Annotated in this window: 20 protein-coding genes; 11 read left to right on the top strand and 9 right to left on the bottom strand. The window is 68.1% G+C overall.

Annotated features, from left to right (window positions below; genetic code table 11):
- Positions 1–77 precede the first annotated feature (77 nt).
- The 3 genes from RHM57_RS02300 to RHM57_RS02290 form a co-directional block, all read right to left on the bottom strand.
- Complete coding sequence (locus RHM57_RS02300; RefSeq protein ID WP_322189552.1) at positions 78–1,160, bottom strand: hemolysin family protein; 1,083 nt, start codon at positions 1,158–1,160, stop codon at positions 78–80.
- A complete protein-coding gene (locus RHM57_RS02295) occupies positions 1,153–2,580 on the bottom strand; it encodes a hemolysin family protein (RefSeq protein ID WP_322189551.1) in 1,428 nt (475 codons plus the stop codon). The genes RHM57_RS02300 and RHM57_RS02295 overlap by 8 nt, the downstream gene beginning before the upstream one ends.
- 189 nt (positions 2,581–2,769) lie before the next feature.
- A complete protein-coding gene (locus RHM57_RS02290) occupies positions 2,770–4,209 on the bottom strand; it encodes a GuaB1 family IMP dehydrogenase-related protein (RefSeq protein ID WP_134449772.1) in 1,440 nt (479 codons plus the stop codon).
- A 130-nt stretch (positions 4,210–4,339) separates the two neighbouring features.
- Between RHM57_RS02290 and RHM57_RS02285 the strand changes: the two genes are divergently transcribed.
- On the top strand, positions 4,340–8,122 hold the full coding sequence (locus RHM57_RS02285) for a multifunctional oxoglutarate decarboxylase/oxoglutarate dehydrogenase thiamine pyrophosphate-binding subunit/dihydrolipoyllysine-residue succinyltransferase subunit (RefSeq protein ID WP_322189550.1): 3,783 nt from the start codon (positions 4,340–4,342) through the stop codon (positions 8,120–8,122).
- Between the two features lie 151 nt (positions 8,123–8,273).
- Complete coding sequence (locus RHM57_RS02280; RefSeq protein WP_241975497.1) at positions 8,274–9,188, top strand: VOC family protein; 915 nt, start codon at positions 8,274–8,276, stop codon at positions 9,186–9,188.
- A gap of 72 nt (positions 9,189–9,260) precedes the next feature.
- On the opposite strand, the gene RHM57_RS02275 is transcribed toward RHM57_RS02280, so the two are convergent.
- Both RHM57_RS02275 and RHM57_RS02270 read right to left on the bottom strand, forming a co-directional pair.
- Positions 9,261–9,503: a zf-HC2 domain-containing protein gene (locus RHM57_RS02275; RefSeq protein WP_134449770.1), complete on the bottom strand. Its 243-nt coding sequence runs from the start codon at positions 9,501–9,503 to the stop codon at positions 9,261–9,263.
- Positions 9,500–10,138, bottom strand: a complete 639-nt coding sequence (locus RHM57_RS02270) for a sigma-70 family RNA polymerase sigma factor (protein WP_174774656.1) — start codon at positions 10,136–10,138, stop codon at positions 9,500–9,502. Before RHM57_RS02270 ends, RHM57_RS02275 begins: the two co-directional genes overlap by 4 nt.
- Positions 10,139–10,248: 110 nt before the next feature.
- Here RHM57_RS02270 and aroA point away from each other — a divergent pair, with 110 nt between their 5' ends.
- The 3 genes from aroA to bcp are packed head-to-tail and all read left to right on the top strand — an operon-like array spanning position 10,249 to position 13,145.
- On the top strand, positions 10,249–11,610 hold the full coding sequence (gene aroA, locus RHM57_RS02265) for a 3-phosphoshikimate 1-carboxyvinyltransferase (protein ID WP_322189549.1): 1,362 nt from the start codon (positions 10,249–10,251) through the stop codon (positions 11,608–11,610).
- Positions 11,607–12,656 carry a ribosome small subunit-dependent GTPase A gene (gene rsgA / locus RHM57_RS02260; protein ID WP_134449767.1) on the top strand — a complete coding sequence of 350 codons (1,050 nt, stop codon included), beginning with the start codon at positions 11,607–11,609 and terminating at the stop codon, positions 12,654–12,656. Before aroA ends, rsgA begins: the two co-directional genes overlap by 4 nt.
- A gap of 9 nt (positions 12,657–12,665) precedes the next feature.
- Positions 12,666–13,145, top strand: a complete 480-nt coding sequence (bcp, locus tag RHM57_RS02255; protein WP_322189548.1) for a thioredoxin-dependent thiol peroxidase — start codon at positions 12,666–12,668, stop codon at positions 13,143–13,145.
- Between the two features lie 126 nt (positions 13,146–13,271).
- On the opposite strand, the gene RHM57_RS02250 is transcribed toward bcp, so the two are convergent.
- On the bottom strand, positions 13,272–13,727 hold the full coding sequence (locus RHM57_RS02250; protein WP_322189547.1) for a hypothetical protein: 456 nt from the start codon (positions 13,725–13,727) through the stop codon (positions 13,272–13,274).
- A gap of 180 nt (positions 13,728–13,907) precedes the next feature.
- Here RHM57_RS02250 and RHM57_RS02245 point away from each other — a divergent pair, with 180 nt between their 5' ends.
- Positions 13,908–14,156: a WhiB family transcriptional regulator gene (locus RHM57_RS02245; RefSeq protein ID WP_035837005.1), complete on the top strand. Its 249-nt coding sequence runs from the start codon at positions 13,908–13,910 to the stop codon at positions 14,154–14,156.
- Between the two features lie 46 nt (positions 14,157–14,202).
- Here RHM57_RS02245 and RHM57_RS02240 read toward each other — a convergent pair whose 3' ends face one another.
- Entirely contained in the window at positions 14,203–15,696 is a 1,494-nt protein-coding gene (locus RHM57_RS02240) for a sensor histidine kinase (RefSeq protein WP_134449764.1), read from the bottom strand.
- Between the two features lie 78 nt (positions 15,697–15,774).
- Here RHM57_RS02240 and RHM57_RS02235 point away from each other — a divergent pair, with 78 nt between their 5' ends.
- Positions 15,775–16,248: a hypothetical protein gene (locus RHM57_RS02235; RefSeq protein ID WP_134449763.1), complete on the top strand. Its 474-nt coding sequence runs from the start codon at positions 15,775–15,777 to the stop codon at positions 16,246–16,248.
- Positions 16,245–18,011 (top strand): DUF5671 domain-containing protein, encoded by a 1,767-nt coding sequence (locus RHM57_RS02230; protein ID WP_322189546.1) that lies wholly within the window; start codon positions 16,245–16,247, stop codon positions 18,009–18,011. The genes RHM57_RS02235 and RHM57_RS02230 overlap by 4 nt, the downstream gene beginning before the upstream one ends.
- Before the next feature lie 58 nt (positions 18,012–18,069).
- Here the strand turns inward: RHM57_RS02230 and RHM57_RS02225 are convergent, their stop codons facing one another.
- Entirely contained in the window at positions 18,070–18,561 is a 492-nt protein-coding gene (locus RHM57_RS02225; RefSeq protein WP_322189545.1) for a hypothetical protein, read from the bottom strand.
- Positions 18,533–19,135, bottom strand: coding sequence for a hypothetical protein (locus RHM57_RS02220; RefSeq protein WP_322189544.1), 603 nt, complete (start codon positions 19,133–19,135; stop codon positions 18,533–18,535). Before RHM57_RS02220 ends, RHM57_RS02225 begins: the two co-directional genes overlap by 29 nt.
- Before the next feature lie 90 nt (positions 19,136–19,225).
- Between RHM57_RS02220 and RHM57_RS02215 the strand changes: the two genes are divergently transcribed.
- The 3 genes from RHM57_RS02215 to RHM57_RS02205 all read left to right on the top strand — a co-directional run bounded on the left by RHM57_RS02215 (position 19,226) and on the right by RHM57_RS02205 (position 19,984).
- Entirely contained in the window at positions 19,226–19,534 is a 309-nt protein-coding gene (locus RHM57_RS02215; RefSeq protein WP_322189543.1) for a hypothetical protein, read from the top strand.
- Positions 19,535–19,539: 5 nt separating this feature from the next.
- Complete coding sequence (locus tag RHM57_RS02210) at positions 19,540–19,725, top strand: hypothetical protein (protein ID WP_322189542.1); 186 nt, start codon at positions 19,540–19,542, stop codon at positions 19,723–19,725.
- Positions 19,726–19,804: 79 nt separating this feature from the next.
- Positions 19,805–19,984: a hypothetical protein gene (locus RHM57_RS02205; RefSeq protein ID WP_322189541.1), complete on the top strand. Its 180-nt coding sequence runs from the start codon at positions 19,805–19,807 to the stop codon at positions 19,982–19,984.
- The last annotated feature ends 27 nt before the right edge of the window (positions 19,985–20,011 follow it).

Raw genomic sequence — 20,011 nt, 5'->3', positions numbered from 1 at the left:
TTTTACGCCCGTGAGCACCCGCCGTCGAGGTCCCGGCCTGCCCGCAGCGTCCGTCGGACCCGGTACCTCGACGCCGCTCAGAGACGCCGGGTCGCGTCCTGCACTTCGCCGACGAGCTCTTCGATGATGTCCTCGAGGAAGAGCACCCCCGTCGTCGCCCCGACTGCGGTGAACGAGCGGGCGAGATGTGCTCCGGAGCGGCGCATGGTCGCGAGCGCGTCCTCGAGGTCGGTGCCTTCGTAGATCGACACGAGCTGGCGGATGCGCTTGGCCGGGATGGGATCGGCGTAGCTGCCGAGGCCGTTCCCGGCGGTGCTGCCCGTGACGGGGATTCCCGCGTCGCCGTCGAGGTCGATCACGTCCTTGAGGTGCACGTAGCCGGTCGGCTCCCCTTCGGCGGTCACGAGCACGTAGCGCGAGAAACCGTGCTTGGTGACGGCCTTCTCCACGTCGGCCGGGCTTGCGGACTCCGGCAGGCTGATCAGGTCCGCGAGCGGGACCGCGACGTCGCGCACCTTGCGGGTGGTGAACTCGAACGTCGCGCTGAGCGCACCGGTTCCGTCGCGGAGCACGCCCTCCCTGGTCGACTCCGACACGATCGTCGCGACCTCCTCGAGCGTGTACGTGCTGTTCGCCTCGTGCTTGGGCTCGACCCGGAACAGCCTCAGGACGCCGTTGGCAGTCGAGTTGAGCGCCACGATCAGGGGCTTGACGAGGCGTCCGAAGAACACGAGCGGCGGCGCGAGCACGAGCACGGCCTTGTCGGGGATCGAGAACGACAGGTTCTTCGGCACCATCTCGCCGAACACGACGTGCAGGTAGGAGACGAGCAGCAGCGTCACGATGAACGCGATCGCGGTGAGCGCCTCGTCCGGCAGCCCGGTCAGGGCGAGCGGCGCCTCGAGCAGGTGGTGGATCGCCGGCTCAGAAACGTTCAGGATCAGCAGCGAGCACACCGTGATGCCGAGCTGGGTCGTCGCGAGCATGAGCGTCGCGTGCTCCATCGCGTAGAGCGCCGTCCGGGCGCCCATCCGGCCGGCGGCTGCGAGCGGCTCGATCTGGGAGCGCCTCGCGGAGATGACCGCGAACTCGGCGGCCACGAAGAAGGCATTTCCGGCGAGCAGCACGAACAGCCAGACGATTCCTGTCCAGTCACTCATGACGGCGCTCCTTCGGCTTCGCCGCGGTGGGTCGGGTGGGCGCAGAGGGTGCCGTCGCCGGCGTCGCCAGCGGTACGGTTGCGACCGCGACCGTGGTCCCCGGCTCGGACTCGGTCTCCGGTTCCGGCTCCGACGTGGGCGTGAAGCGGATGCGGTCGATCCGGCGACCGTCGAGACGTTCGACCGAGAGCTCTCCCGTTGCGATGCCGACGACGTCGCCGACGACGGGCAATCGGCCGAGCTCGCTCATCACGAAACCCGCGACCGTCTCGTACGGGCCGTCCTCAGGAACCACGACGCCGGTGCGTTCGAGGAGTTCGTCCGGGCGGAGCATCCCGGGGAAGGTCAGGGAGTCCGGCGAATGCACGACCCCTGCCCTGGTGCGGTCGTGCTCGTCGGCGACCTCGCCGACCAGTTCCTCGACGAGGTCCTCGAGGGTCGCGACACCGGCGGTTCCGCCGTATTCGTCGACGACGACGGCCATCTGGTAGCCGCGGCCGCGGAGTTCGACGAGGAGGCCGTCGAGTTTCATGGTCTCCGGCACGCGAACGGCCTCGGACTGGAGTGCGGACACCGGGACATCCGCCCGGCGGTGCCGCGGCACGGCGACGGCCTGCTTCACGTGCACGATGCCGACGACGTCGTCGACTCCCTCGTCGACGACGGGGAACCGCGAGTACCCGGTTTGGCGGGTGAGGTCGATCACGGCCTGGGCGGAGGCGTTGCGCTGGATGCTCGCGACGCGCGGGCGGGGCGTCATGACGTCGGCGGCGGTGTGGCCGGAGAAGAGCAGGGTGCGGTGCAGCAGCGTCGCCGTGTCCTTCTCGAGCAGGCCGGCACTGGCAGAACGCCGCACGAGCGAGGAGAGCTCCTCTGCGGTGCGCGCTCCGGACAGCTCTTCCTTGGGTTCGATCCCGATCGACCGGAGCACGGCGTTCGCGCTGCCGTTGAGCACGGTCACGGCCGGACGGAACACGGTCGTGAACAGGGTCTGGAACGGGATCACGAGCTTCGCGGTCTTGATCGGCAGGGCGAGGGCGAAGTTCTTCGGCACCAGCTCGCCGATGATCATCGAGGCGAGGGTCGCGATCACGATCGCGGCCGTCGAGGCGACGACGGGCACGACGAGTCTCGGGAACCCCGCAGCCAGCAGCGGCGGCGCGAGCAGGCTGCTGATCGCGGGCTCGAGAGCGTAGCCGGTGAGGAGCGTGGTCAGGGTGATGCCGAGCTGGGCGCTCGAGAGGTGCGTCGAGGTGATCTTCAGGGCCGCGATGGTCTTCGCGAGCCGCGTCTCTCCGCGGGCCTGCCTGGCCTCGAGGTCGCTGCGCTCGAGATTCACGAGGGAGAACTCGCTCGCGACGAAGAGGCCGGTGCCGATGGTCAGGATGATGCCGACGCCGAGCATGACCCACTCAAACATCGCGGGGCCCGGCGTCCGCTGTCGTTGCAGCTGTCGTCACAAGGGGAAAACCGTTCTCACGGGGAGAACGGTTACTGGGCGAATTCGCAGGAGGAGGGTCGTCCATTATTCATCCAACTATACCGTGCAGGTCCCGTGCGGGACCGGGTGCGCGTGGCACACCCGGACCCGATTGTCAGGAAGCGACCGCTACCAGGAGACCGGGAGGGCCTTGCCCTCCTCGTAGCCGGCGGCCGACTGGATCCCGACGAGGGAGCGCTCGTGGAATTCGTCGAGGTTGGTCGCGCCCGCGTAGCTGAACGAGCTGCGCACACCGGAGGTGATCATGTCGAGCAGGTCCTCGAGTGAGGGACGGAGCGGGTCGAGGTAGATCTTCGAGCTCGAGATGCCCTCTGCGAAGAGGGTCTTCCGTGCGAGCTCGTACGGGTCGAGCCTGTCGAAGCGTTCCTGAACGGCCTTGGTCGATGCCATGCCCCAGCTCTCCTTGTAGACCGCGCCGGAGGCATCCGTGTCGAGCAGGCCAGGCGCCTCGATGGTGCCGGCGAACCACGAGCCGATCATGACGGATGCCGCGCCGGCGGCGAGTGCGAGCGCCACGTCCCTGGGGTAGCGCACCCCGCCGTCCGCCCAGACGTGCGCGCCGAGTTCGCGCGCGGCGGCTGCGGTCTCGAGCACGGCGGAGAACTGCGGCCGGCCGACGGCGGTCATCATCCGGGTCGTGCACATCGCGCCGGGTCCGACGCCGACCTTCACGATGGTGGCGCCCGCCCCGACCAGGTCGTTGACGGCATCCGCGGTCACGACGTTGCCTGCGACGATCGGGATGCCGAGGCCGAGCCCTGCGACGATGCCGAGCGCCCGCAGCATGCCGGCCTGGTGCCCGTGCGCGGTGTCGACGACGAGGACGTCGACACCGGCGGCGACGAGCGCGCGTGCCTTCGCGGCCACGTCGCCGTTGATGCCGATCGCCGCGGCGACGAGCAGACGCCCGTGGGCGTCGACGGAGGGCTGATAGAGGGTCGAGCGGAGCGCGCTCTTGCGGCTCAGGGTGCCGACCATGACGCCGTGGCGGAGCACGGGGGCGAAGTCGAGTTCCGCGGCGGTCATCACGTCGAAGGCGCGGCGCGGGCCGTCGATGTCCTCGGCGTCGAGGGACGTCAGCGGGCCGTGCAGCAGGTCGCCGAGCTGGGCGTCCGGCAGGGCGGTGCCGAGCCTGGCGGCGTCGATGCAGCCGAGGTATGCGCCGCGGGCGTCGTTGACGACGATGCCCTGGCCGGCGACGGGGGGCACCTGGCGCAGGGCGCTCGCGACCGTTTCACCCGGCCCGAAGATGAACGGGGTGTCGAAACGGGTCGACTGGTCCTTCACCCAGCGGATCGCGGCGTCGAGTTCCTGCAGGTGCATGTCCTGCGGCAGCACGCCGAGTCCGCCGCGGCGTGCGAGGGACGCGGCGAGCCGGGGACCGGTCACCGAGTTCATGTTCGCGGACACGACAGGGATGGTGGCCCCTGTCCCGTCTCCGGGCGCGAGGGAGACGTCGAGCCTGCTCGTGACGGCCGATTCGCTCGGCACCAGGAAGACGTCGGAATACGTGAGATCGTGGCTGGGGATCGCTCCATAGAACTGCATGCAAATAACGCTAGCCCCCCGCATCGATACCCGCAGCCATGCGCGATTGGTTTAGGCTGGGCGGGCAGACCGAACCGGCGATTTTCGGCCGGGGATATCCAAAATTCAACGCAGAGAGTGGGAACCGGCTGTGTCGAGCCAGTTGACCGGTAGTGGATCCGACGAAGCAACGTCGGGTGAATTCGGAGCGAACGAGTGGCTCGTCGACGAGCTGTACGAACGGTACCTCGTCGACAAGAACTCGGTGGATGAGTCCTGGTGGCCCGTGCTGGAGAGCTACCACCAGACCGCGAACGGGGCAGGCCACGACGCGGAATCACCCGCTGCCGAGGCCGCGCAGCCGGCCCAGACGGCGGCATCCGCCCCCGCAGCAGCAACCCCGGTCGCACCGGCCCCCGTCGCATCCGCCCCGGTCGAGCCCGCCCCGATCACGGCACCGATCGCGATCATCGGCGGCCAGCGCACCGCCCGCACCACCTCGACCGCCCCGCGTTCGCTCCCCGTCCCTGCCGACGCGCCGGTCAAGGGCCAGCCGGCGCCGGCGGGCACTGCCGAGACGCAGGACCTCGTCACCCCGCTCCGCGGCATGCAGAAGAGCCTCGCCGCCAACATGGCCACGAGCCTCACCGTGCCAACGGCGACGAGCGTGCGCACCATCCCGGCCAAGCTCCTGATCGACAACCGCATCGTGATGAACAACCACATGCGCAGGTCCCGCGGTGGCAAGGTCTCCTTCACGCACCTGATCGGCTGGGCGCTGATCAAGGCCCTCAAGATGTTCCCGAGCCAGAACGTCTGGTACGACGAGATCGACGGAAAGCCCTCCGTCGTCGCTCCCGCCCACGTCGGCCTCGGCATCGCGATCGACCTGCCCAAGCCGGACGGCACCCGCGCCCTGATGGTCCCCGCGATCAAGCGTGCGGACACCATGACCTTCGGCGAGTACCTGTCGTCCTACGAAGACCTCGTCACCCGCGCGCGCAAGAACAAGCTGACCGCCGACGACTTCTCCGGCGCGACCGTTTCGCTCACCAACCCGGGCGGCATCGGGACCGTGCACTCCGTCCCCAGGCTGATGAAGGGGCAGGGCTGCATCATCGGCGCCGGCGCCCTCGACTACCCGGCCGAGTTCCAGGGTGCGAGCGTCAAGACGCTCACCGGCCTGGCCATCTCCAAGACCATCACCCTCACGAGCACCTACGACCACCGCGTCATCCAGGGCGCCGGCTCCGGCGAATTCCTCAAGATCGTGCACGAGCTCCTCATCGGCGGGCACCACTTCTACGAAGACATCTTCGCGGCGCTGCGCATTCCATACGACCCGATCCACTGGGCGCCCGACATCAGCGTCGACCTCGCGAGCGCCGTCGACAAGACCGCGCGCGTGCAGGAACTGATCAACGCCTACCGGGTCCGCGGACACCTGATGGCCGACGTCGACCCGCTCGAATACACCCAGCGCACCCACCCCGACCTCGACATCGCCAACCACGGCCTGACCTTCTGGGACCTCGACCGCCAGTTCGTCACGGGCGGCTTCGGCAGCCAGCGGCTGATGCTGCTCCGCGACATCCTCGGTGTGCTCCGCGACTCCTACTGCCGCACGACCGGCATCGAGTACATGCACATCCAGGACCCTGCCCAGCGCAAGTGGATGCAGGAAAAGATGGAGAAGACCTACGTCAAGCCCACGCATGACGAGCAGATGCGCATCCTCGGAAAGCTCAACGAGGCCGAGGCCTTCGAGACCTTCCTGCAGACCAAGTACGTCGGCCAGAAGCGGTTCAGCCTCGAGGGCGGCGAGTCCACCATCCCGCTCCTCGACGCGATCCTCGAAGGTGCGGCGAATGCCGGCCTCGACGGCGTCGCGATCGGCATGGCCCACCGTGGCCGGCTGAACGTGCTCACCAACATCGCCGGAAAGACCTACGGCCAGATCTTCCGCGAGTTCGAGGGCACCCAGGACCCCAGAAGCGTGCAGGGCTCAGGGGACGTCAAGTACCACCTCGGCACGGAGGGCAGCTTCCGCGGAAACAACGGCGTGGAGATCCCGGTGTACCTCGCCGCGAACCCCTCGCACCTCGAAGCCGTCGACGGCGTCCTCGAGGGCATCGTGCGCGCCAAGCAGGACCGCAAGCCGATCGGCACCTTCTCGACCCTCCCCGTGCTCGTGCACGGCGACGCAGCCATGGCCGGCCAGGGCATCGTGCTCGAAACGCTGCAGATGTCCCAGCTGCGCGGCTTCCGCACCGGCGGCACGATCCACCTCGTCGTCAACAACCAGGTCGGCTTCACGACGCTGCCCCTCGACGCGCGCACCTCGGTGTATTCGACGGACGTCGCGAAGACCATCCAGGCGCCGATCTTCCACGTGAACGGCGACGACCCCGAGGCCGTCGTGCGGGTCGCTGAGCTCGCATTCGCCTACCGCCAGGAGTTCAAGCGCGACGTCGTGATCGACCTGATCTGCTACCGCAGGCGTGGCCACAACGAGGGCGACGACCCCTCGATGACCCAGCCCCTGATGTACAACCTGATCGAGGCCAAGCGCTCGGTGCGGAAGCTCTACACCGAGGCGCTCGTCGGACGTGGCGACATCACCGAGGCAGAGTACGAGGCCGCGCACGCCGACTTCCAGGACCGCCTCGAACGCGCGTTCATGGAGACGCACGCCGCGCAGTCCTCGTCGATTCCGGTCGTCGGCAGCCAGGGCCTGTCCTCCGGCAACAACCTCCAGGACGAAGCCGTCGGCGAGCCTGCGACCACGGGCGTCCCCGAGGCGGTCGTGCACCTCATAGGGGATGCCTTCCTCAACAAGCCCGCCGGCTTCACGGTCCACAACAAGCTCCAGCAGCTCATGCAGAAGCGTGCGGACATGAGCCGGAACGGCAACATCGACTGGGCGTTCGGTGAGCTCCTCGCCCTCGGTTCCCTCCTGCTCGAGCGCACCCCGGTGCGCTTCGCCGGCCAGGATGCCCGCCGCGGCACCTTCGTGCAGCGTCACGCCGTTCTCCACGACCGCATCAACGGCCAGGAATGGCTGCCGCTCGCGAACCTCAGCGAGGACCAGGCCCGGTTCTGGATCTACGACTCGCTCCTGAGCGAATACGCGGCGATGGGCTTCGAGTACGGCTACTCCGTCGAACGCGCCGACGCGCTCGTTCTCTGGGAGGCCCAGTTCGGCGACTTCGCCAACGGCGCCCAGACCGTGATCGACGAGTTCGTGTCCTCCGCCGAGCAGAAGTGGGGCCAGCGGTCCTCCGTCGTGCTCCTCCTCCCGCACGGGTACGAGGGCCAGGGCCCCGACCACTCCTCGGCGAGGATCGAACGCTACCTCCAGCTGTGCGCCGAGAACAACATGACCGTCGCCCGCCCCTCGACGCCGGCCTCGTACTTCCACCTGCTGCGCCGCCAGGCGTACATGCGCCCGCGGCGCCCGCTCGTGGTCTTCACGCCCAAGTCGATGCTCCGCCTGCGCGGCGCGACGAGCGCGGTCGCCGACTTCACCAGCGGACGTTTCGAGCCCGTGATCGACGACGCGCGCATCACAGACAAGTCCGCTGTCAAGCGCGTGCTGTTCATGGCGGGCAAGCTCTACTACGACCTGCTCAGCGAGCTCGAGAAGAACCCGAACCCCGAGATCGCACTCGTGCGGATCGAGCAGTTCTACCCGCTGCCCGCAGCCGAGATTCAGCAGGTCGTCGCCCAGTACCCGGACGCCGAACTCGCCTGGGTGCAGGATGAGCCGGAAAACCAGGGCGCCTGGCCGTTCTTCTACTTCAGCACCAGCAAGGTCGTCAAGCGCCCGGTTCGGGTGTTCTCCCGGGCCGCCTCCGCATCGCCGGCGGCCGGCTCCGCGAAGCGGCACGCCGCCGAACAGGTCGACCTGCTGAGGAACGCGCTCACCCTCTAGGCGTACCTTTCCGGTCGAGAGTTCCCGTTCTGGCGGGCACTCTCGACCGGAAGGGCACGGGCATTGCCCGGAGACGGGCCCGGTCGTAGGCTGGCCGCGATCGCGACCTCGAAGGTGACAGGGACCGCGACGCGACCGAAGGAGTGTTGCTGTGTCCACCCGCGATGTGACCCGGCTCGGCGAACCCTGCTGGAACGACCTGATGACCTCGGATCCCTCGAAGGACCGTGAGTTCTACACCCAGCTCTTCGGGTGGCACGCGAGCGAATCCGGACCCGAATACGGCAACTACGTGACCTTCTCGCGCGGAGCCGCAGATGTCGCAGGAATGGCCGCCGCCCCTGACGGGTCGAACGCGCCGGACGCGTGGCTCGTCTACCTCTCGGTCGACGACGTCGACGACACGGTGACGGCCGCGGTCGCAGCCGGAGGCCAGGTGCTCCTGGAGCCGCTCACGGTCGGCGGGATGGGACGCACCGCGGTGCTCGCGGACCCCTCCGGCGCCGCGGTCGGCATCTGGCAGCCCATTGAGTTCGACGGCTTCCACACCGTCGCCCGGCCGGGGACACCGATCTGGCACGAACTCAGCAGTCGGGACTACGACGCCGCCCTGCCGTTCTACGCGACCGTCTTCGGCTGGGACCCGCAGGTCCTGAGCGACACCCCGGAATTCCGGTACAGCACGATCGGGCCGGAGGGCATGCCCGTCGCCGGGGTCATGGACTCGACGGCGTTCCTCCCGGAGGGTGTTCCCTCGCACTGGGCGGTGTACTTCGGCGTCCCGGACGCGGCAACGGCCGCCGCCCGGGTCGTCGAGCTGGGCGGCGCGGTGCTTCGCGAGCCGTGGGACTCGGAGTTCGGCACCTTCGCCCAGGTCGCAGACCCGACGGGAGCGATGTTCTACCTGGGTTCGGTCGAGGCCGGCACGCCGACCGGCGCGGCCAGGGACGACGCCACAACGACGGAAACGGTCGCGACTGGCGTCGGCGACGACGCTGCCTTCGCGGATGCCGCCTTCATCGACGTCGACGAGAGTGACGTCGAAACCAGCCAGTCCGCCGGGTGACCCGTCACGGGCATCCGCCGAACGACGGTGCCGCGAGGGACACGCCACGCAGGAGTCAGTGCCAGGCGGGAGTCAGTGCGAGGACTGGATGGTACGCAGTTTGAGCAACACCTGGTCGCGGAGGTCTTCCGGAGCGATCTCCCGGCAGGCGCGCTGCACGGCCTCGGTCAGGGTGCGCCCGACGAGGTGTTCGCTGCTGCAGTCCGTGCAGTGGGCCAGGTGCTCCTGGATATCGGCGGTGTCCTCGCCGCAGAGTTCGTTGTGGAGGTATTCCTCGAGTTCGGCCTTGGCCTTCTCGCAGCCGCAATCGGTCATTTCGTGCTCCCAGAGGTGTTACGACCGGCCCGGCCCGTTGCAGCCGGGGTCCCGGATGCGGGCTGGGCTGAGCCCAGGCCGCGCTCGAGCGCATAGCCGGCCAACAGGTCACGCAGGAGTCGCCGGCCACGGTGCAGGCGGCTCATCACGGTGCCGATCGGTGTTTTCATGATTTCGGCGATCTCCTGGTAGGAGAAGCCCTCGACGTCGGCGAAGTACACGGCCAGCCGGAAGTCTTCCGGGATGGACTGCAGGGCGTCCTTCACGGCGCTGTCCGGCAGGTGATCGATCGCTTCGGCCTCTGCCGAGCGACTCGCCATCGCGGTCGTCGATTCGGCGCCCCCGAGCTGCCAGTCTTCGAGGTCGTCGATGGTGCCCTGGTAGGGCTCGCGCTGCTTCTTGCGATAGGTGTTGATGAATGTGTTCGTGAGGATGCGGTAGAGCCACGCTTTGAGATTGGTGCCCTGCTCGAACTGCTTGAAAGCGGCGAACGACTTGACGAACGTCTCCTGGACCAGGTCCTGCGCATCCGAAGGATTGCGCGTCATCCGCATTGCTGCGGCGTAGAGCTGGTCGATGTAGGGCATCGCCTGTTCTTCGAACAGGTCTCGCAGGTCGATCGCGTCAGTTGTCATCACGGACAATTCTAATGCGTCGATCACGGACGTTTCGGGTCGTTCAAGCACCGTTGACAGCACCATCGGGACCTCCCTCATCTGTTCATCACCGACTATCCTGATAACCGATGTTGATCTCGAGATATTCCAAGCCCGATTTCGATCCCTACGGCGACAACGCGCCCGAAGAGACGGATGCCTGGTGGCCGGCCCCTGTTGCAGCGCGGCCGCTCGCCGCCGTCGTCTCCCTGCCGGGTTCGAAGTCGCTCACCAACCGCGAGCTCGTGCTCGCGGCCCTCGCCGACGGGCCCTCCCTCCTCCGCGCACCGCTGCACTCCCGCGACAGCGACCTGATGGTCGATGCGCTCCGGCAGCTGGGCGCCACGATCGAGTCCGTCCCCGGCGACGGCGAGTTCGGCACGGACCTCCGGGTCACCCCCGGCGAGCTCTTCGGCTCGACGACGATCGACTGCGGCCTGGCCGGCACCGTGATGCGCTTCCTCCCGCCCGTCGCCGCCCTCGCGCTCGGCCCGACGACGTTCGACGGCGACGCCGGTGCACGCCGCCGCCCGATGGCGACCACGATCTCCTCCCTCAGCGCCCTCGGCGCCGACATCAACGACGACGGCCGCCACGCGCTGCCGTTCACGGTGCACGGCACCGGCAGCCTCTCCGGCGGTGAGGTCACGATCGACGCGTCCACCTCGAGCCAGTTCGTCTCCGGCCTGCTCCTCGCCGCCCCGCGGTTCGAGCGCGGACTGCACCTCCGACACGACGGCGAACGCCTGCCGAGCCTGCCGCACATCGAGATGACGATCGCGACCCTCGCCCGCCGCGGGGTCACCGTGACGAGCCCAGCCGTCGGCGAATGGATCGTCGAGCCCGGCCCGATCCGGGGTATCGACGTCGACATCGAACCAGACCTGTCCAACGCCGCGCCGTTCCTCGCGGCCGCGCTCGTGGCCGGCGGGAGCGTCACGATCACGGGCTGGCCTGCCGAGACGACCCAGGTCGGCGCCGACCTCGCGTACCTGCTGCCGCTGTTCGGCGCGATCGTCACCCGCGCGGGCGACCGTCTCACGGTCACCGCGGGCGAGCATCTCACCGGCGTCACTCTCGACCTCTCCACGGGAGGTGAGCTCGCGCCGGCCCTCGTCGCCCTCGCCGCCCTCGCGGATTCCCCGAGCACGATCACCGGCATCGGCCACATCCGGAACCACGAGACCGACCGCCTCGCCGCCCTCGTGACGGAGATCAACGGGCTCGGCGGCGCCGTCACGGAGCTGCCGGACGGCCTGCAGATCGACCCGCGGCCCCTGCACGGCGGACAGTGGCACAGCTACGACGACCACCGGATGGCGACGGCGGGAGCCCTGATCGGCCTCGCTGTTCCCGGCGTCCTGGTCGAGGACATCGGCACGACTGCGAAGACGCTCCCCCAGTTCCCCGAACTGTGGCACGCGCTCCTCGCCTCGACCGTGCTCGCATGAGCTGGTGGGCCGGCGCGGACGACGACGAACCCGAGTTCGACGAGTCGAGCGTGCGGGTGCGCCCCAACCGCAAGGGCAGCAAACCGCGCACCAAGACCCGCCCTGACCACGAGGACGCGCTCACCGGGCGCATCCTCTCGGTCGACCGCGGCCGCTACACCGTCATGCTCGACGAGAACAAGCACACCGAACGACGGGTGACCGCGGCCAGGGCGAGCGAGCTGCGCAAGCACGCCGTCGTGACCGGCGACCGCGTCGACATCGTCGGAGACACCACCGGGGCGGAGGGCAGCCTCGCCCGCATCGTGCGGATCGTGCCGCGGGTCACCCTGCTGCGCCGCAGCGCCGACGACACCGACGCCGTCGAACGGGTCATCGTCGCCAATGCCGACCAGATGCTCATCGTCGTCGCCGCCGCGAACCCGGAGCCGCGCATCCGCCTGGTCGACCGGTACCTCGTCGCGGCGTACGACGCGGGCGTCACGCCGATCCTCTGCATCACGAAGACCGACCTCGCCGATCCCGCCGAGTTCCTGAACAACTTCGCCGGCCTCGACCTGATCGTCTTCACGAGCCGCGACGACGCCATGCCGCTCGAGAGCATCTCCGCTGCGCTCGTCGGCCATGACACCGTCTTCGTCGGCCACTCCGGCGTCGGCAAGTCCACGCTCGTCAACGCCCTCGTGCCGGACGCGCACCGCGCCGTCGGCGTCGTGAACACCGTGACCGGCCGCGGCAGGCACACCTCGTCCTCGACGGTCTCGCTGCGACTCGAAACGGATGCCGGCCGCGGCTGGGTCATCGACACTCCCGGAGTGCGCTCCTTCGGCCTCGGGCATATCAACACCGACAACATCCTCAAGGCGTTCACCGACCTCGCCGCGATCGCGGAGAAGTGCCCGCGCGGCTGTACCCATCTGCCGGACTCGCCGGACTGCGCCATCAACGAGGCCGTCGCGGCCGGCGAACTCGGCGACACCGGCAAGGCCCGCCTCGACTCGCTGCAACGACTGCTCGCGACCTTCGCGGTGTCCCCGCACCACTAACGTGGGGGCATGACGGATTCCACGCGCCTCGAAGCCGGCGACCCGGCACCGCAGTTCACGCTCACCGACCAGGACGGCGCATCCGTCTCGCTCGCCGGGTTCGCGGGCTCGAAGGTCGTCGTCTACTTCTACCCGGCCGCGCTCACCCCGGCCTGCACGAAGCAGGCCTGCGATTTCCGCGACAGCCTCGGTTCGCTCGAGACTGCGGGCTACCGCGTGCTCGGCGTCTCGCGGGACACGCCGGAGAAGCTCCGGGCCTTCCGGGACGCCGAGGGCCTCACGTTCCCGCTCCTGAGCGACAGCGACCTCACCGTGCACCGGGCGTACGCCGCCTGGGGCGAGAAAAACCTCTACGGCAAGACCGTCACGGGCGTCCTGCGGTCCACCTTCGTGATCGACGAGGCCGGACTGATCACCCTCGCGCTCTACAACCTACGTGCGACGGGCCACGTCGCGAGCCTGCGCAAGAAGCTCGGCCTCGGCGACTGACACCCGGTCCCACTTCCCCGGGGCCGTCAGGGGCCCCCAGCGGCCGCTGACGACATCCGCTGCCGTCCGGGCGGCACCGACCTGCTGCCTGGACGAAATACTGTGTGAACACTCGGCGACGGATGTCTACCCGGCCGTGTCGCCCTCATCCCGCGGGGTCTGCGTGGCCGCGAGCACCGCGGGGGTGAACAGGAGCCCGAGCACCACGATCGAGGGCACCAGGAGCGCCCAGCCGAGATCCGGACGCGCGTACAGCCCCTGGAAGCAGCCGACGGCGACGGCGATCTGCACGACCTGCCAGGTCACCGCGGCGCCGCGGATCCAGCCGCGGCGCCTCAGGGAATTGACCGCGATCGCGGTCACCCAGGCGGCGGCGATCAGCACGATGATCAGGATCGCGACCCCGCTCGCGAGCGAGGTCGGCGTCGCGGTGAGAAGCTCGAGGACGAGCCAGACCACCGCGGCCCAGAGCAGGGCGGCCTCGGCCCAGAGCAGGCCGGCGAGGAGAAGGAGTGCGGGCGCACGAAGCGGGCGGAACGCACCGGCGTCACCGTCCGGACGCTGGTCGAACTGTTGATTCACAGAGATATCCCATACCAAACTATTGATTTGACCCCACCATTATGCGACCATAATTGAGGCCCGGTTGACGCTCACAGGGACGTGAGCCCTATGAATGCGTAAATCGCTTACCTTCCTGCAATCGGCAGCCTCTCATCTTCGGCCAATCGGCCAGGCACCCTGCAATAAAGGAGCATCTCTATGGACTGGCGCGACAAAGCGGCCTGCCTCACCGCCGACCCGGAATTGTTCTTCCCCGTCGGTAACACTGGACCCGCTGTGGACCAGATCGAGAAGGCCAAGTCTGTGTGTGCCCGTTGCAATGTGACCGAGGTGTGCCTCCAGTACGCACTGGAGACCGGACAGGATTCCGGCGTCTGGGGCGGCCTGAGCGAAGACGAACGCCGCGCCCTCAAGCGCCGTGCCGCACGGGCGCGCCGCGCGTCCTAGCCCCACCGCCCGTGTCCTGAGACCTGGCGCGCCGCCCCCGCGGCAGTCAGGTCTCACGCATGTACCGCAGGGGAATCTCGATCGTCACTTCGGTGCCGCTGCCCATCATCGTGTGCCAGTCGATGCTCCCGCTGAGCTCGCCCTGGATCAGGGTGCGCACGATCTGCGTGCCCAGTCCCGATCCGACCTTGCCCTCGGGAAGACCGGAACCGTTGTCACGCACGCGCACCGTGAGGGTCTCTTCGTTGCGCTCGGCCTCGATCACGACTTCGCCCTCCCGGCCGGCGAGGCCATGCTCGACCGCGTTCGTGACGAGCTCCGTGAGCGCGAGCGCGAGCGGGGTGGCGAAGGCGCTCGGCAGAACGCCGAAACTGCCGGACAGCTTCGGGTGCGCCGTCGTGTTGTGAGCGGATGCGACCTCGGCGATCAGGAGCAGCACCCGGTCGAAGACGACGTCGAAGTCGACCTGCTGGTTCAGCCCCGTCGACAGGGTGTCGTGGACGACAGCGATCGCCGCGACCCGGCGCATGGCCTGGTTGAGCGCCTCGCGCGCGGTATCGGAGTGGGTCCGCCTGGCCTGGATCCGGAGCAGCGACGCCACGGTCTGGAGGTTGTTCTTCACCCGGTGGTGGATCTCCCGGATGGTCGCGTCCTTCGTGATGAGCTCGCGCTCCTGGTGGCGCAGTTCGGTCACGTCGCGGCAGAGCACGATCGCGCCGATCCGCTGGCCGCGGTTGCGGATCGGGATCGCGCGGAGCGAGACGGTCACCCCGCGAGCCTCGACATCGGTTCGCCAGGGAGCCCGGCCGGTGACGACGAGCGGGAGCGATTCGTCGACGACGACCGTGCCGGTGAGCAATCCCGTCGTGACCTCGGCGAGTGACTCGCCCTCGAGCTCGTCGACGAAGCCCATCCGGTTGAAGGCGGAGAGCGCGTTGGGGCTCGCGAAGGTCGTGACACCGTCGAGGTCGAGCCGGATCAGGCCGTCCGAGGCGCGCGGGGCGCCGCGGCGCGGGCCGGTCGGAGCGCCGAGATCGGGGAAATCGCCGGAGGCGATCATCGCGAACAGGTCGTTGGCGCAGTCGTTGAAGGTAAGTTCCTGGCGGCTCGGCGTGCGCGCCTCGCTGAGGTTCGTGTGCCGGGTGAGCACGGCGACGGGCACGGGTGCGATCTGGGAACCGGTCGTGCTGAGCCGGCGCATCACGGGGATCGCCCTGACGCGGGTCGGAGTCTCCTCGTACCAGTCCGGGGCCGTCGTATCCACGATCCTGGCGGACTCGAAGGCCTCCGTCACCTGCTGGCGCCATTCCCCCTTGATTCCCTGCCCGACGAAGTCGCGGTAGAACAGGGTCGCGGCGCTCGAGGGGCGCGCGTGCGCGACCGCCACGAAGCTCCCGGTCGTGCCGGGCACCCACACCACGATGTCCGCGAAAGCAAGGTCGGCGAGGAGCTGACCATCCGCGACGAGCATGTGGAGCCAGTCCACATCCTCGGCACTGCTGCGGCCCTGGGCAAGTACGAGATCACTGAGCGTCGACACCCTGCCAGCCTAGGTCCCCCTGAACGAGGAAAGTGACTGGGGCGACCATGAATCGGCGCGCGGTGTCATGCTGGTCAGATGAACCCCACTCCGGGCAGGCCCGATCGCACCCTGATCGCCGTTCTGTCCGTGATCGTAGTTCTGGTCATCGTCGCGCTCGTCGTCGTCTTCTCCCGCGGAGCGCCGGAGCAGCTCGGCCAGGCGACCCCGGCCGGTGTCGTCCAGCGCTACTCTGCCGCTGTCATCGACGGCGACGAGCAGAAGGCGGCCGGATTCCTCACCCCGCACGCCCTCGCGAGTTGCGACGCGGTCGGCGGCCGGGCCGCCGGCGACCTGAGGGTCACGCTCGTCTCGACGACGGAGCGGCCCGGTTCGGCCGACGTCACGGTGTCCATCGTCACCTCGGAGGATGCCGGCCCCTTCGGGTCCTCGGAATACGAGAGCCAGGAGGTGTTCGACCTGCTCACGGTCGACGGCGCCTGGAAGATCGACTCCGCGCCCTGGCAACTCGCGATCTGCCCGGGCACCACGACCACGACCGATGCCCCGTGATCGTCGGGGCAGGTCTCCTGGTCGCGCTCGGCGTCGTCATCGCCGCCATCGTGATCGGGGTCCGCCGGTCGCCGGCACCGCGGGGAGGGTCGGCCCAGCCGACGGTCCGGCGCCTGATCGCCTTCGTCCTCCTGTTCGCCCTCGTCGTGATCGCCGCGATCGGTCTGGCCGGGCTGCTGGGGCGCCTGCTCGATGCGGGTAATGCTCTCGCAGGGGAAGACGTCGCCGGACTCGCCCGCTCGCTCGCCTTCACCCTGGTCGCCGGCCCCTTCGCCGCCCTGCTGTGGTGGGTGCTCCGGCGGCGCCTGGACGGCGAAGATCGGTCGTCCCTCGCCTGGGGCCTCTACCTCGCCGGCATGCGCACCGTCGCGCTCGTCGTCGCCTCGACCGCCCTGCTCGGCTCCGCAGCGGCCCTCGTGCGCGCGGACTGGCAGCCGCGCACCCTCGCCACCGGACTGGTCTGGGCCGCCGTGTGGGTGTGGCACACGTGGATATCCAGGAATCCGGCCACGCATCCGCTGCGGCTCCCGACGGCGGCGATCGTTCTCGGGAGCGTGTTCGGTCTCGTGATCGGTACCGGCGGAGCCGTCACGGCGCTCGGCGCGCTGCTCGACTCGGCCATCACCGGGTCGGGGGCATCGACGTTCGCGGGTGCCCCGTGGTGGTGGCTCCCCCTCGAAGGCCTGGTCTGGTGCGCCGGCGGCGGCGCCGTGTGGTGGTGGCACTGGCTGCACGACAGGGCCGTCACCCTCCGCGGCGGGCTCGCCGACGTCGCTTTCATCGCCAGCGGAATCGGCGGAGCGGCGATCCTCACCCTCGCCGGGGCGGGCACAACGGTGTTCGTGCTGCTCAGGCTCGGCTTCGACCGCTCAGGCGCGTTCGGAAACGCCGAGTCCCTCACCGGCATCCTCGATCCCCTCGGCAACGCACTCGCGGCGGCGTCGATGGGCGCATTCGTCTGGGCCTATCACCGGGTCCTGGTTCCAGTCCGCGGCGACCAGACCAGGCAGGCGGCCGGCCTGGTCGTGTCCGGCATCGGGCTCGTCGGTGCGGCCTCCGGGCTCGGGGTCGTGGTGAACTCCCTGCTCGCGGCACTCGCGCAGCCACTCGCCGACTCGAACCCGCGCACCCTGCTGCTCGGCGGCATCAGCGTCATGATCGCGGGCGGACCGGTCTGGTGGCTGGCCTGGCGTCCGCTGGCCCCGGCCGATCCATCCACAAGCTCCGCGACCGCCCGGCGCGTCTACCTGATCCTGGTCTTCGGTGTCAGCGCCGTCGTCGCGCTGGTCGCCCTCCTCCTGATCGGCTACCGCATCTTCGAGTTCGGTCTCGGGTCCGCGTCCGGGTCCCCATCCGGGAGCAGCCTGCTCGAGCGGGTGCGCGCCCCGCTGGGGCTCCTCATCGCGACCGGCCTCGCCGCCGGGTACCACTTCGCCGTCTGGCAGCGCGACAGGGCCATGAGCGCCGCGACGCCGGGCCGGCAATGCACCATCGGACGGGTGATCCTGGTCACCGGCGCGTCCCCCGAACCGCTCCGGCGGGCGATCACCGAGACCACAGGGGCATCCGTGACCGTCTGGGCGCGGGCAGAGGGCAACGCAGACACAACAGCAGACGCAGGCGCCGAAGCGGGCACGGACAGCACTGCAGGCGGCCCATCCGCCGCGGAGATCACCGCGGCCCTCGACGGGGTCACCGGCAAACGGGTGCTCGTCGTGACGGGCCCCGGCTCCGGGGTCACCGTGATCCGGCTGCGGGACTGAACCTCGGGCACCGGCGTCAGGACGCCGGATTCAGAGCGCGGGGTTCAGAGGGCGGGGTTCAGAGGGCGGGCGCCCGGCGACGCCACGGCATCCGCCCCAGTCCCCGGCCCCGCGCCCGCACCGGTTCGGGCAGAAGCTCCCTGTGCACCAGACGCAGGATGCCCGTGCGTGCGGGCGACTTCGGCGCGGCATCGCGCAGCGTGCGGCCGGTCAGCACGGCAGCGTCGGCGCCGGACTGGTCGTGCGGGACCAGGAACGGGGCGTGGATGCCGCCGAACCGGCGCAGCGCTGCGACGACCTGCCGGTTGGCGTCGATCCCGACGGCGCTCGGCCGCACCCGGTTCATCACGACGCTGACCCTGTCCGTCGAGACCGCCTCGCCGAGCTCGGCCCACGACCGCAGGAAGCGGGCAAGCCCGACGGGGTCGGCAAGCCCGCACGCGACGACGTGGTCCGCTGACCGGAGCGCGGTCAGCGTCGCAGCGTTCCGCCGCGGCGCGAACAGGTCGATGCTACACGCGCTATGCGTCGGTACGCATCGTGTCGTCACGGGTGTCTTCAGGGGGCTTCTGAGCCTTTTCAGCTTCGACACGAAACTTCGAACGCTCCATCGACAGGCAGAAGGCAGCCTCCGCCGCATTCTCCGTGAGCAGTGAATCAAGCTTCAATTCAGTCGCATGAGAATTGATCCATTCGAGTCCTAGCCACATCGAGCTGATTAGCCAGTCTGGGTCGGAAGTATCTGTAAGTCGACGAATGTAGTCATCGAGTATCACTGCTCCTGAGTGTTCAAACCGCATAACTGTGCTCACACTGACACCTAGGTGAATAGCAAGTGCTGTGCGCCTGTCAGTCAGTGATTCAGGTGCGACTACGCCAGTTCCGCTGATGAATCCGAAGCCAAGGGCACTACCTATCGCTGTCATGGGTGGCCACTTGGGCGTGAGCATGAAGGCCGTATTGATGAGCTTGCTGAACTCAAGTTGACTCTTGACGCCAAACAATTCAAGAGTTTCTGGCGGATGAGTCTTGCCTCCAAATAGGCCCTGCCTCTTGCATAGCCGCTGAATCGCGGCAACTCGTTCCCAATTCGTATCTGGGGTCTCAAGATCAGAGTTGTTCATGTCAAAAGTCTACTTGCCAGTAATTGAATAGTTTGATACTTTTCATTTATTGCAAGGTTCGTTGCAATCTGACACCCCGAGAGGCCCATCATGAACAATGCAGTTGCATTACTGTCGCAGGCAAACCCCTGGACGTCGTCGGGTCGCGAAGCCGCCCGCTTCACACGCGGAACGCAGGTAGAAGCTCAGAAGTCAGTTGCCAAGGCAGAGCTGAATGAGTTTCAGGCGCAGCTCCGCAAGCGCTACACCGAGAACCGAATGCACGATGCCAAGGAGGTCATGGATCTCGCACTCAACCTCTCAGGAGGCGACTCGTTGATCCTTGCCGGCCTGATGGAGTTCGCAGGTGGCTGGATGCAGTCAGAACAGATGATCTATCGGGCACAGAACGCGAGGTAGTCGCGATGCTGGTTGCGATGGCAGTTTTTGTTTTCCTCCTTGCCTTCATATTCGTATTTTCAGCGCTTTGGAGCGAGAGCTTCGTAGCCCCGACTCCCAAGAGCGCTTACCAGTTGGAGATTGAAGCGGTGATGCGGAAGCAAGACACGATGCGTGAGATGCGCGACTACGCGAAAGCGCAGCGCAAGTAGATCTACCTCTTTTCAACGTAAGGCGGCACCCCGCGGTCGCCGCCTTACGTTGTTCTATGTTCAAAGTGACGAGGTACCAATGAAAAAAGCATGGTCATTTTTCTGGCTCGTCATTGCCTCGGTGATCGCAGTTCAGATCATCGGGGTAATGATCGGCCCCTGGCTTCCTCTTATAGGGATCGCGCTGGTGGTCATCGTGGCCGCCATCGTCTTCGGCAAGGTCATCAAGGCCCGCAAAAAGAAGAACCAGTTCTTTTAATTCAATACCCAACGTGTCAAAGTAGGG

The organism is Cryobacterium sp. 10S3, assembly GCF_034344045.1.
Classification (GTDB): domain Bacteria; phylum Actinomycetota; class Actinomycetes; order Actinomycetales; family Microbacteriaceae; genus Cryobacterium; species Cryobacterium glucosi.
This window is presented reverse-complemented; position numbering and strand designations above follow the sequence as displayed.